Source organism: Centipeda infelix ATCC 43532 (genome assembly GCF_000234095.1).
Lineage (GTDB): Bacteria > Bacillota > Negativicutes > Selenomonadales > Selenomonadaceae > Centipeda > Centipeda infelix.
In genome coordinates this window covers 558,551-571,304 of sequence record NZ_JH376799.1, presented here as the reverse complement: position 1 = coordinate 571,304, position 12,754 = coordinate 558,551, and the positions used below count along the sequence as shown (strand labels likewise).

General features: G+C 55.4%; 10 protein-coding genes. 8 read left to right on the top strand and 2 right to left on the bottom strand.

Annotation, left to right across the window (positions count from 1 at the left end; all coding sequences use genetic code 11):
• Positions 1-10 precede the first annotated feature (10 nt).
• Both HMPREF9334_RS08780 and HMPREF9334_RS08775 read left to right on the top strand, forming a co-directional pair.
• Positions 11-568, top strand: a complete 558-nt coding sequence (locus HMPREF9334_RS08780; RefSeq protein ID WP_006693115.1) for a peptide-methionine (S)-S-oxide reductase — start codon at positions 11-13, stop codon at positions 566-568.
• A gap of 125 nt (positions 569-693) precedes the next feature.
• The gene (locus HMPREF9334_RS08775) at positions 694-1,896 is read left to right on the top strand and encodes a type IV pili methyl-accepting chemotaxis transducer N-terminal domain-containing protein (protein ID WP_006693114.1); all 1,203 of its coding nucleotides are present in this window, start codon (positions 694-696) and stop codon (positions 1,894-1,896) included.
• A gap of 85 nt (positions 1,897-1,981) precedes the next feature.
• On the opposite strand, the gene HMPREF9334_RS08770 is transcribed toward HMPREF9334_RS08775, so the two are convergent.
• A complete protein-coding gene (locus tag HMPREF9334_RS08770; RefSeq protein WP_006693113.1) occupies positions 1,982-3,883 on the bottom strand; it encodes a PTS fructose transporter subunit IIABC in 1,902 nt (633 codons plus the stop codon).
• A 21-nt stretch (positions 3,884-3,904) separates the two neighbouring features.
• Positions 3,905-4,813, bottom strand: a complete 909-nt coding sequence (gene pfkB, locus HMPREF9334_RS08765) for a 1-phosphofructokinase (RefSeq protein WP_006693112.1) — start codon at positions 4,811-4,813, stop codon at positions 3,905-3,907.
• Positions 4,814-4,990: 177 nt separating this feature from the next.
• On the opposite strand from pfkB, the gene HMPREF9334_RS08760 reads away from it, so the two are divergent.
• From HMPREF9334_RS08760 to pseB, 6 genes are all read left to right on the top strand, one after another.
• On the top strand, positions 4,991-5,902 hold the full coding sequence (locus HMPREF9334_RS08760; protein ID WP_050803428.1) for a YitT family protein: 912 nt from the start codon (positions 4,991-4,993) through the stop codon (positions 5,900-5,902).
• Positions 5,903-5,982: 80 nt separating this feature from the next.
• Positions 5,983-8,292 carry a glycosyltransferase family 2 protein gene (locus HMPREF9334_RS08755; protein WP_006693110.1) on the top strand — a complete coding sequence of 770 codons (2,310 nt, stop codon included), beginning with the start codon at positions 5,983-5,985 and terminating at the stop codon, positions 8,290-8,292.
• Positions 8,293-8,332: 40 nt separating this feature from the next.
• Positions 8,333-9,388, top strand: coding sequence for a CDP-glucose 4,6-dehydratase (gene rfbG / locus HMPREF9334_RS08750; protein ID WP_039957474.1), 1,056 nt, complete (start codon positions 8,333-8,335; stop codon positions 9,386-9,388).
• Positions 9,389-9,476: 88 nt separating this feature from the next.
• A complete protein-coding gene (locus tag HMPREF9334_RS08745; protein WP_006693108.1) occupies positions 9,477-10,517 on the top strand; it encodes a radical SAM protein in 1,041 nt (346 codons plus the stop codon).
• A gap of 146 nt (positions 10,518-10,663) precedes the next feature.
• Positions 10,664-11,662 carry a class I SAM-dependent methyltransferase gene (locus HMPREF9334_RS08740; protein ID WP_245535244.1) on the top strand — a complete coding sequence of 333 codons (999 nt, stop codon included), beginning with the start codon at positions 10,664-10,666 and terminating at the stop codon, positions 11,660-11,662.
• A 95-nt stretch (positions 11,663-11,757) separates the two neighbouring features.
• Positions 11,758-12,753 carry a UDP-N-acetylglucosamine 4,6-dehydratase (inverting) gene (gene pseB, locus HMPREF9334_RS08735; RefSeq protein ID WP_006693106.1) on the top strand — a complete coding sequence of 332 codons (996 nt, stop codon included), beginning with the start codon at positions 11,758-11,760 and terminating at the stop codon, positions 12,751-12,753.
• Position 12,754 lies beyond the last annotated feature (1 nt).

Here is a 12,754-nt window from a genome sequence, read left to right as displayed (position 1 = left end):
GGGACTTAGATTGCACAAACGCATCTGCCTCTCGGGCGCGGATATGTACGAGCTTGAGGAGGTCTTTACGGGACGGCGCGGCATCGCGAGCGTTCGTACGGGCTATATCAATGCCGCGCCCAATGCCCGCCATGAGGATGTGGCGACAGGTGCGGCAGGCGGGCGCATGGGCGTCGAGATCTGCTACGATCCGAAGAAGATCGACATCTCACAGCTCCTCGACCTGCACTTTGCCGTTGTGACCCCGTACAGCATCGACGGGCAGGGCTATGTGCGCGGCGCGATGTACCGCGCAGGTGTCTTCTACGAGAGCGTGGAGGATGAGCCTCAGATCCAGCTCTATCTCACCTTCCTCGCGGGGAAGGGACGCTGTCCCGCGACGGGGGAGCACCTGACGCTCAACGACCCGAACAGCAGCGCGGCGGCACGGCGCGTCCTGCATGCGACGATGGAACGCCTCACCTCATTTCAAGCGGCGGAGGACGAGCATCAGGGCTATCTCACGCGGCATCCCGAGACGGAGACCTACATCGACCTCGCGCGTCTGCGCGAACTTGTGAAACTGTGAATGCGTCTGCTGCATGAAGCGAAAAACTTCGTGCAGCAGACCTTTTTTTGATAGGGGTATTGCACAGCCTTCTTTCTGCGATATAATAATAGAGAGAATTTTTTCTATTGAGGCGAGAGAGAAACATGACAATCCAAAATAAACTACGAATCACGCTCGTTGCCCTCTTTGCTTTCATCGTCGGTTTGGTCGGGCTGAACTTTGCCACCTTTGCACAACTGGATGGAGATGCTACTGCCGTCAATGCGTCCGGCTCCTTGCGGATGCGTGCCTATCAGCTCGCGTGGCTCTCGGCGCGTTTGGTTCCTGCCGATGCGGATGAGGCGGCAGATCTTCGGCGGACGATGCTCGCACAGATTGAGCAATATGACCGCATTCTTACGGGACTCCGCCGGGGCGATGCGGAGCTGAATCTCCGCCCGGCGTCAGACGAGGCGGTCAAGGAGCAGCTCCGCACACTGCAGCCCCTCTGGGAGGAGTACCGGACGCATGTGTTTGCCGTCGCGGGTGCTGTGGGTCCGGAGGAGAAGTACGATGCAAATGCCGTTGTCGCCGCTGAGGTTGTCGGCTATGTGAGCGCAGTGGACAATCTCGTCACGGCGTACGATGCCGCCAGTCAGGCAAAGATCCGTGTATCTCAAAAAATCGGCGTCGGTGTCATTGTCCTTGCCTTCCTCGTCTTTGTCGCTTCCTCCTACTGCGTCATTATGGAGGTGCTGCGCCCGATAGAGACACTGACGGCATCATTCCTTGAGGTGGCGGGCAAGGAGGCGGATCTCACGCAGCAGCTCACCGCGAAACAGTTTGACGAGATCGGACGCATTGTGCAGTCATTCAACGCATTTGTCAGTGAACTGCGCCGGATTATGCGGCGTGCACAGGCGTGCGCGACCGAGGTCGCGGGGCTGTCGGATACGATGTGGCGGGCAAGCGTCGAGAACAGTAAGGCGGTCGAGTACAATGCAATCGCCGTCACGCATATCGCCGAGCACACAAATGAGCAGGATGAGAATGTCCAGATGCTTGCAACGAGTGTGAACGGCATCTCTGCGCATCTGGAGGAGATGCAGGCACTCTCGCAATCGGAGAACGTCAATCGCACGGCACTCCTCACCTCCATCGAGGCGGTACGCGCCTGTGCACAGGTCGCAGCAGCGGCATCGGAGGAGGTCGCCAAAGCATCGCATGAGATCACGGGGCACACGACGGATGCGGCAGCCGCCATCGAGCAGGAAACTGCCTCCCTCGATGCCTTCGCCGCAACCGCTGAGCACCTCAAGGGGCTCGCCGCAGAGCTTGATGCGCTTGTGGGTAAGTTCAAGGTGTAACCGATTTCCCTCAGAGATAAGAAAATCCCGCTGTACCATTCTGCCGGTACGGCGGGATTTTTGTATGTTGTTTATGCCGAATGTGTTACTCCTTGATCGGCTTTTTCAGCAGTGAGAGGATGATCGCGCCGACGATGGCACCGACGAGGATGCTCACGAGGTACATGAGCGGGTTGCCGATGGTCGGAACGACGAAAATGCCGCCGTGCGGCGCGCGCAGGGTGCAGTCAAAGAACATGGTGAGTGCGCCCGCGAGTGCAGAGCCGACGACCATCGAGGGGATGACGCGAACGGGATCGGCCGCCGCGAACGGGATCGCGCCCTCGGTGATGAAGGAGAGCCCCATGACGTAGTTCGTGATGCCCGCCTTGCACTGGCTCTCGGTGAAGCGGTTCTTAAAGAGTGTGGTCGCAAGGGCGATCGCCAGCGGGGGCACCATGCCGCCCGCCATGACTGCCGCCATGACGTGATACTCACCCGAGGCGAGGAGCCCCGTGCCCGTGACATACGCCGCCTTGTTGATCGGACCGCCCATGTCGACAGCCATCATGCCGCCGACGATCAGCCCCATGAGGATGCGTGCCGAGGGATCCATGCCGCCGAGCGTCGCGATCATCCAGTTGTTGATCGCGGAGACGGGCGGGGCGATGATGTAGAGCGAGATGAGCCCCATGATGAGGATGCCGAAGAATGGGTAGAGCAGGATTGGCTTGATGCCATCAAGGGAGGCGGGCAGTCCCGCGAATACTTTCTTGAGAAAGTTGACGGCGTAGCCGCCGACGAAGCCCGCGAGGAGTGCGCCGAGGAAGCCCGTACCCGTTGCACCCGCGAGTGAGCCGCCGACGAAGCCAACGGCAAGTCCCGGGCGGTCGGCGATCGACATACCGATGAAGCCCGCGAGGACGGGGAGCATGAAGCCGAAGGATGCACCACCAACCTGCATGAAGAACTTGGCAAGGGGGGTATTCGAGCCGAATTTTGACGGATCGATGCTGTAGTCGTCGAAGAGGAAGGCAAGGGCAATGAGGATACCGCCGCCGACAACGAACGGAAGCATGTGCGAGACACCGTTCATGAGGTGCTTGTAGATCTGGCGGGCAAGGCTTTCGTTTTCCACGTCGTCTGCGCCCTCCGACGTGTCTGCGCCGCTCGCGTGGTAGACGGGAGCACTGCCCGAGAGGGCGCGGTCGATGAGTTCGTCCGCCTTGTTGATGCCGTCGGCGACCTTCGTGATAACGACGCGGCGGCCGTCAAAGCGGGACATGGCGACGTTTTTGTCCGCTGCGACGATGATACCGTCGGCGGCGGCGATTTCTTCGGGGGTGAGAACGTTCTTCACGCCCGCCGAGCCGTTCGTCTCGACCTTGACCGTGAGGCCGCGCTTCTTCGCGTGCTGTTCGATGCTTTCCGCCGCCATAAAGGTGTGCGCGATGCCTGTGGGGCAGGCGGTGACGGCGAGAATCTGGATATGGTCGGCGGTGGGCTTTGCTTCTTCCGCCGCCGCCTCTGTACTCGGTGCAACAAAGCGGTCGTTCTCCTTATCGTCGATGAGCTGACGGAACTCCTCGACGGTCTTGGCGGCGATGAGTGCCTCTTTGAAGTCGGGATCCATAATCATGGTTGCGAGCTTCGAGAGGATGGCGAGGTGTTCGTCGTTCGCACCGTTCGGTGCGGCGATCATGAAGAAGAGGCGGCTCGGGTTGCCGTCCATGGCGGCAAAGTCCATGCCGTCGGGAATGGTCATCGCGGCAAGTCCCGCCGCCTTTACGCCGTCGCTCTTGGCGTGTGGTGTTGCGATGCCGTCGCCGAGCCCCGTGGTGCCGCTCTCCTCGCGGGTGAGTACGTCCTTGACGTACTGTTCTTTATCGCTGAGGTTGCCGCCCTTCTCCATGTAGTCGGCGAGGAGGCGGATTGCCTCCTCCTTCGAGGCGGGAGCGGAAACGCCGAGGGCGATGCTCTCAGGTTTCAGAAGATCGTTGATATGCAAGGGAAAACCCCTCCTTTTTAACTAGACGATAGTTTTCAGCAGCGCAAGTGCCTCCTCACGCGTGGCGAGATTCGGCGAGAATGCGGAGGCGGAGCCGGTCGCAACGCCCATGTAAAAGGCACGCTCATAGCTGCCGTCCGACTCCATAAAGCCCGCGAGGAAGCCTGCGACCATCGAGTCGCCCGCGCCCACGGAGTTGACGAGGGTGCCCTTCGGTGCGGCGGAGCGGTAGAATACACCCTCTGCCGTCAGCAGGATCGCGCCGTCGCCTGCCATCGAGATGAGAACGTTCGTCGCGCCCTCCTCCTGCAGTTTCTTCGCGTGGTAGACGATCTCATCGTCGGTCTTGAGTTCGACCCCGAACATCTCGCCAAGCTCATGATTGTTCGGCTTGATGAGGAATGGGCGATACTTCAGCACGCGCCGCAGGAGATTCTTCGTCGCGTCCACGACGATGCGGATGCCGCGCCCCTCGAGGTGTTCCATGATACGCTCGTAGATGTCATCGGGCAGCGTGTTCGGAATCGAACCCGCAAGGACGAGCGTGTCGCTGCTCGTCAGACGGTCGAGCTTTGCAAAGAGGGCACGCTGCGCCTCCTCCGTGATGACGGGACCCTGCCCGTTGATCTCGGTCTCGCGCTCTGCCTTGATCTTGACGTTGATGCGTGAGAAGCCCTCGTCCAGACGCACAAAATCGTCCGCAACGCCGAAGGTGTGCAGCATCTGCTGCATCGCAGTGCCCGTGAATCCCGCGAGGAAGCCGAGTGCTGTCGAGTCGTGTCCGAGATTTTTCAGTACGATGGAGACGTTGATCCCCTTGCCCCCCGGCAGGATCTGCTCATAGTTCACACGGTTGATCTCGCCCGCTGTGAACTGCTCCAACCGCACGATGTAGTCGATCGACGGGTTGAAGGTGACGGTGTAAATCATGCAACGATCCCTCCCTAACTATGATTCAAAAAATACTCCCATTAAAAGTATCATATAGCGTAGCCATACCAAAGTCAAGAAAACCATTCTCATACGGTGGGGTTGTCAGCGCTTTTTCTTTCCTCTATAATGAGATGGTAAAATGGAGTGGAACAGGGGAGTGTTATGACCGCAGAAATGGATACGCAAATCGTTCAGACATCAACTGTGTCGAAGCAGGGGAAGCCGCATAAAACGCCGCCCAAGGGGGCGATCTTCTACATAAAAAAAGCAGCGATGTTGATTCTCGGTGCGCTTATCACCGCAGCCGGGCTGGATCTCTTTCTGATCCCGAACAACGTTATCGACGGCGGCGTGGTTGGTCTCTCGATCATGGCGCAGACAATTACGGGGATGGGGCTCGGTGTGTTCCTTGTTCTCTTTAACATCCCATTCGTCTATATGGGTTACAAGCAGATCGGCAAGAGTTTTGCGCTCTCGACCGTCTTTGCGATCATCATGCTCTCGATCTGGTCGGGGGTCCTCCACGATGTGCCGCAGGTGACGAACGATCCCTTCCTCGCGGCGATCTTCGGCGGCGTGGTGACGGGGCTCGGGGTCGGCATTGTCATGCGTACGGGCGGCTGCTTCGACGGCACGGAGATCGTCGCGATCATCATGGATGCGCGGACGCAGTTCTCCGTCGGCGAGGTCGTCATGTTCATCAACCTCTTTATCCTCTCGTCGGCGGGGCTGCTCTACGGCTGGGACAAGGCGATGTACTCGCTCTTTGCCTACTTCGTCATCGCCAAGATGATCGACGTGGTGCTCAAGGGGCTCGACGAATCGTACGCCGTCATGATCGTCACGAGTGAGCACGAGGAGATGACCGAGGCACTCAACGAACGCCTTGGGCGCGGTGTGACGCTGCTGCACGGCGCAGGCGGCTACACGGGCGAGCCGAAGGAGGTCCTCTACTGCGTCGTCACACGCTTGGAGCTCGACAAACTCAAGGAAATCGTCCTCGACAAGGATGAGCGTGCCTTCGTCACGATCAACGCCGTGCATGACATCGTGGGCGGACGATTCAAGAAAAAAGCGATTCACTAGAGCATAGAAATATGAGCTTCTCGGGAAAAGCGGCAGGTTGCTCCCATGGGAAATAGGACGAAGAATTGGAGAGATCGAATATGAACGGAGCAGCATATCAAGACGTGGTACGGCGTGCGCGTGCGTACATCGAACGCGGAACGGCGGAGGGTTTGGCGGCGGCAGAGGCGGAGCTTGCCTCTCTGCGGCGTGTCTTCCCGAAGCGGCTCGAATACATCTGCGCCGAGGTCGCACTCATGCTCGCACGGGGGGAGGACGGGGCAAAATGCCGCAATATCCTTGACTATACGGCGCAGGAATTCTATCCGATGCCGGCACTTGCGGACGTGTTTGAACTCAAGAGCCGCACCTTTCCCGAGGAATCTCCGGAGTGGCGGCAGACGAGGTTTGCACATGACTTTTATGCAAACGGTGTTCTTTCGCAGGACGCTTTTGCACGCTTGGCTGCGCTGAAGGAAAAGTTTTTGACAGGATCGCTTGATGCCGACCTTCTGCGTATGCTTGCCGAGGAATACTATGTCACGCGCAATATGACCGCCTATTTCATCCTGATGATGGCATACTGCCGTGTAACGGGGCGGGAAGACTACGATGACCTCCTCCTTGAGGATACAGGAATTCCATATCCGGAGCCGATCTTTCGGGGAAACTTCGGATTTCTGCTGCGGATGTTTACGGACGGGAACAGCAACCTCTTTCTGCTCGTCGGCACGGAAGAGGATCGTTCCGATCGGCAGGTGCTCGCATATGCACTCGGCCTCCTCGGACAGCAGGCGATGCTCGTGTGCGAGACCGCGGCGACGGAGCAGGCGGAGAACCTGAATGCCTATGCGCTGCACTGCATTCAGGGGGCGCATGCCGATGGGGAGCGGATTGTACTCGACGTGGGGCGATATCGCCATGCGGACGGCAGAGAGGAGCCCGCGATACCCGCCGTTATCCGTCTCCTTGCGCGGAGCACGGCACAGACGGCCCCGCTGATCGTCATTGCACGCGATGACCGTATGGATGAACTGCACGCAAAGGACGCACTTGCGGGCGATATCCAGCGCCTTTCCTACTGCCTGCCGCCGCAGTTTTCCCATGGCTTTTCCTTTGCGTGGGCAGGGGACTATCTAACGTATATCAGCTATTTTTATGGAGAGAACATTGAGCCGCTGCTCGACGCACCTGCGACGTGTGACTTCTCCATCGTCATTCCTGTGCGAAACTCTGTCGAAACGTTACGGTATACGTTGGAGACGTGTCTTTCGATGGACTATGACGGCAGCTATGAGATCGTGCTCAGCGACAACTCGGACGAGGACTGCAGCGAGGTGCGCCGCCTCGTTGAGGAACTGAATGATCCGAGCATTCGTTACTATAAGGCACCGTTTGTGCTCCCCCTTGCGAAGAGCTTCGAATATGCCTATCTCCACGCACGCGGTGCGTTCATCTTTTCACTGGGGGCGGATGACGGAGTGCTCCCGTGGGCACTGAAATACATCAGACAGGCGATGGAGGACTACCCGCCAGCAGCCGTTATTTCGTGGAAACGCGGCTTTTATACATGGCCGGGGTTTATGCCCGAGGGACAGGATGAACAAATTGTTCAGCTCGTTGACTCGGAGCAAACGGAACGCTATGCAGAATACGCTCTATGCGGCGATCATGCAAATATTATTTCGAAGGTCAAGGGATGTCTTTATTCTCTCCCGCTCCTCTATATCAATTCAGGTTTCCGGCGCGGTTATCTGAGAGATGTGCTGCGGCAGACCGGACGCATACTGGATGGAATGTGCCAGGATGTCTATATGGGCGCTGTCAACCTCCTTTTGCAGGAGAGGGACATTGAAATTCAATGCCCGCTCACGATTGCTGGGATGTCGGGGCAGTCCCAAGGCTATGCCTCCGGGCAGTTTGTTTCTGATGTTGAGGATATTCCATCAGTGTCCTCGAACGGCTCCGTTTGTATACGGATGGGAGAGTATATCCCGCGTCATGGGGAAATGGTGATCCCTTACGTTGTCATGGCAGATACTTTTATCTTTTATATGAGCATGAGTCGTTTAGGGGAATTCGGTATCTCCATGGAGTTTCGCCCTGAGCAGACGTATCGGGAACTCGCAAATCGTATCTTTCTGACAGATCTGCGCTTTGAACGCTATTGGGGGCTCGTATGTTATGGCGGAACTCTATGTACGAGTGATGTGCATGAAAACTGCTGTGAAGTCTATGAACAAATCTGTGATCATCCACAATACATTGATGATCCAAGCGCAAGGATCCTTCATACGGGGGAGCGAGGGTATTCCACGCAAAATCATACGATTACTCTGGATCCGACAGCGTTCGGCTGCAGGAATGTGGCGGATGCGGTACGCCTTGAGGCGCAGATTTTGAACCTCTGAGCATGTGCGGGACACCGATGGAAAGTGAGAAGTGGGCGAGATGGACGATCTGAGTTTTTACAAGGGGAAGCGTGTCCTCCTCACAGGACATACGGGATTTAAGGGGATGTGGCTCACATTGCTGCTTCTGAGGGCAGGCGCGGAGGTCACGGGATTCTCTCTCGATGCGCCGACCGAGGGCGGGCGTGAGGCACTCGAACAAATCGGCGTATTGAAGGAAATGCGGGATGTGCGGGGCGATGTGCGCGACCTTGCTGTCTTACAGCACGCCTTCCGTGAAGCGCGTCCCGCGGTCGTGTTCCACCTCGCGGCACAGCCGATTGTACGCACGAGCTATCGTCAGCCCGTGGACACCTTTGCGGCGAATGTGATGGGGACAGTCAATATCCTTGAATGTATCCGCACATCGGACACCGTTCGTTCTGCGCTCATTGTGACGACGGACAAGGTCTACGAAAACAAGGAGTGGGCATGGGGCTACCGCGAGAACGAGCCGCTGATGGGGTACGACCCGTATTCGGCGAGCAAGAGTTGCGCCGAGATCGCCGTCTACAGCTATCGGCAGAGCTTCCTTGCGGCGCAGGACGTGCGTGTCTCAACGGCGCGTGCGGGCAACGTGATTGGCGGCGGCGACTTTGCCCCCGACCGCATCATCCCCGACTGCATTCGCGCTGCCGTGCGCGGGCAGACCATTGACATCCGCAATCCGCACTCGACACGTCCCTATCAGCACGTCCTTGAACCGCTCTCCGTCTATCTCACGATTGCAGCGCGGCAGACGGCGAACGCATCCCTCGTTGGTGCGTGGAACGTCGGCCCCGACGATGCGGACTGCGTGACGACGGGCGAGCTTGCGGACATCTTCTGCCGCGCGTGGGGCGATGGTGTGCGGTGGCAGACGCAGGCGGACGGCGGTCCGCACGAGGCGCATTTTTTGAAACTCGACTGCTCGAAAATAAAGAGCGAACTCGGGTGGAAACCGCGCTGGCACATCACTGAAGCAGTCGAGAAAACTGTGGAATGGGCAAAGGCATGGAAAGCGGGCGCGGATATGCGTGCGGTGAGTGAGGAACAGATCCAGGAGTTTCTTATGTAAATGCCATTGTATACGATAGCTTATATAGAGCCAGTCATGAGCTGTCTTGTTTAGGGATATATTCAATCATGGAGGAAATACAAGCAGAATGTCGAAGGAAGATTACCGGGAGAAAATCGGTTCGGGACGTGATGAAAATCGCACACATCTCTATAAGGTGGTTCCACTCGCCGTCCCGTTTTCCATTGGATTGAGTATCAACGATTTCTGTAATTTCAAATGCATCTATTGTTATCACTCGGTTCCTGGTGGTTTTAAGGGACCACATATGATGTCATATGATGAATATCTTGAGATTGCAGATCAAATTGAAGAGTTTTATTATGCAAACGGGGGGCTGCGAACCAAAAATCTTCGTATATGTGGGTATGGGGAACCCCTTATGAATAAGGATGTGACACGTATTGTTGCCCATGCTCGTGCGCATATGCTTTCGGATCGGATAGAGATTACCACGAATGCCAGTATGCTTACGCATGAACTCTCGGATACACTGATCGATGCGGGGCTGACACGTCTGCTCGTTTCTGTACAAGGGATTACGGAAGAAAAATATAAATCCGTTTGCGGGTTTTCCATCAACTACCCTGAATTCTTGGAAGAACTGTCGTACTTCTATGAGCATCGAGGTAAATGCAAGCTATATGTCAAGATCGTAGATGCTGCACTGGACAGTCCGGAGGAACATGATCTCTTCTATAAAATGTTTGGCAATATCTGCGATGAAATGAATATCGAGCACATTATCAACGCTGCAGATTGCGTCGATTACAGTGATCTGCTCTCCGCAGGAGAGGTCATGCGATATTCATATGAGTATAAAGAGCGGCTTGTCTGTGACTCTTTGTTCTCTATGCTCAATATAGAGTCCAATGGGGATGTGAGTTGCTGCGGATGCCGATATCCCTCACTTCCCATTGGAAACATGAATACAGCGCGATTGAAGGATATTTGGAATGGCGCGCAGCACACAACGTATATGATGCGCCACCTGCAGGGGAAATATCGGGAGATCCCGCATTGCAGCAACTGTTCCTCTATGCAGTATACGTGTCATCCCATGGATAATCTGGATGAGCATCGTGATGAGGTGCTTCAACGAGTACAGGAGCTTCGAAAGGGAAAATGATGATAGAACGCGTGTGCCCTATTTGCTCGGGCGAGGATTCAACAAAAGTTTTTCATCGTGATTTTAGCGGTATGAAGGATATCGTACCGTTTTCATATTATGACGTAGTTAGGTGCACACGCTGTGGAGCTTATTTTGCAAATCATATGGTCGAAACCATGCCTCTTGTTTTGTATTATGAGAAACTTTCAAAATACGAAACAAAGGCATTTGCACTCTCTGAGGCTGCGCGTATTGAATATGAATTTGCCATCCGTCTTCTGCGGAAAAAACTTATACCGACACATTCTGTCCTCGACTTGGGCTGTGGAAATGGTGCCTTGCTCCATATGCTTCAGGAGCAGGGGTTCAAAAAACTCACTGGGCTTGAACCATCGGCAATGAACTGTCATGCGATTGAGGAGTGTTGGGGAGTCCGCGCTGTTCCGGGAGCCTTGGGAGAAGATGTTCCTGCCCTCTCCGGCGAAACATTTGATGCCGTTCTGCTGGTTGGTGTCCTTGAACATCTTTTGGATGTGCGGGAGAATGTAGCGCATGCACTTCGTTACCTCGCGGATGGAGGTTTCCTCTACCTGCAAGTGCCTGATATCGGAACATTCCCCTCCTGCCACGATCTCTACCAGCAGTTCAGCGTGGAACACGTAAACTTCTTTAGTCTCGCATCATTGAAGAATCTGATGCAGGGATTCGGCATGGTCTGTGTTGCACATGCAAATGAGGGCTGCAGTATCTACTCTCTTTGGACAGCTGCGTTGGGGGAACGGCCGGTATTTCAAAACGATGGTGAGGGACAGGCCGTCATGGAGGCATATCTGCACAATTCGCAGCATCTTGCAGATGCGATACAGGCATCGCTTGAACCATATCGCGGACAGTCGGTTTACCTGTGGGGGGCCGGAACTCATACGGCGATGCTTTATCAACTTGGCCTTCTGGATGATCTGCAGATCGGGGCGATCATCGACTCGAATGCAAATTATCAAGGAAAGCGCATTTATGATATTCCTGTGATTGCGCCAAACGAATTGTCGCAGCATCCCGTTCGACCGATTGTGATTTCCTCGCAGCATGCCCAAAAGGCGATATGGCAACAGATTAAAGAAGATATGAAATTACCGCATGAGGTTGTGATGCTCTATCAATGAACTCCTTCCGGAATACAAAATGGTATATAATTTATGTAATGGTTATGGGACTGGGATGTCGTAAAATGGCATTTAGAAGATAACGAGGCGATGAAATGTTTAATAAAAAGGCGATATTGATTACGGGCGGTACGGGCTCCTTTGGGAATGTGATGACAAAATATCTTTTGGAACATTATGATGTGCGAAAGATTGTCATATACTCACGGGATGAGTTTAAGCAGTGGCAGATGGCGGACCGTCTGCGCGACCATGCGGACAAGCTGCGCTTCTACATCGGTGATGTACGCGACAAGGATCGTCTGCGCCGTGCATTTCATGAGATTGACTACGTGATCCACGCGGCGGCGCTCAAACAGGTGCCCGTCTGCGAGTACAATCCGAGCGAGGCGATCCAGACGAACATCAATGGCGCGCAGAATGTCATTGATGCTGCGCTTGACTGCAAGGTGAAGAAGGTGATTGCACTCTCGACGGATAAGGCCGTCAACCCCGTCAACCTCTACGGTGCGACGAAGATGGCATCGGATAAGCTCTTCATTGCGGCAAATGCTTATGCACGTGGGCGCTCAACCTCGTTTTCCGTCGTGCGTTACGGCAATGTCGCAGGCAGCCGAGGCTCGGTGATTCCATTTTTCCGCACGCAACTGGAACAGGGGGCCAAGGAACTTCCCATCACGGACTTCCGCATGACACGGTTCTGGATCAGCCTTGACGAAGGAGTTCAGCTCGTTGTCAAAGCGTTTGAGGAAAGTGTTGGCGGTGAGACGTACATTTCTAAAATACCCTCGTTTAAGATTGTGGATCTGGCGAAGGCGATGGGCGGCGATGAGATCGGGCTCAAGGAGGTCGGCATCCGTGATGGGGAAAAGATCGATGAATGCATGATTACAAAGGCGGATGCAAAGCATACGTTTGAATACGAGAAGCACTACATCATCTATCCCAACGACTACTGGTGGAATAAAGAACTCAAGGACCGCCTCCACATTACGGGCAAACGTGTGCCGGATGGCTTTGAATACGACTCGGGGCAGAATACGGAATGGCTGTCCGTTGATGATCTGCGCGAACTGCTGAAGGCATATTGAG